The sequence below is a fragment of the Christiangramia aquimixticola genome (assembly GCF_048285835.1).
GTDB classification, from domain to species: Bacteria; Bacteroidota; Bacteroidia; order Flavobacteriales; family Flavobacteriaceae; genus Christiangramia; species Christiangramia aquimixticola.
Genome location: NZ_JBLVTL010000378.1, coordinates 1 through 239 on the forward strand (window position 1 = coordinate 1; position 239 = coordinate 239).

General features: G+C 43.1%; 1 protein-coding gene. It reads left to right on the top strand.

The genetic code is table 11. The features are described 5' to 3' along the window. On the top strand, positions 1-239 hold a 239-nt coding region (locus ACNKXV_RS14950; RefSeq protein WP_470269901.1), incomplete at both ends, for a DUF7507 domain-containing protein.

The following is a 239-nucleotide window of genomic DNA, read 5'->3' on the forward strand; positions in this document are numbered from 1 at the left end:
AGCGCTACTGCCAATACTACCATTGATCAGAATCCTCTTATGACGCTGGTTAAAGATGGTACCTTCAACGATACTAATAACGATGGAAATGCCGATGCAGGTGAAACCATCTCGTATACCTTTACTGTTACCAACACTGGAAATGTAACACTGACTAACATCCAGGTTACCGATCCTAAAGTAACTGTAAGCGGAGGACCTATTAGCCTTGCTCCGGGTGCTAGCGATAATTCAACTTT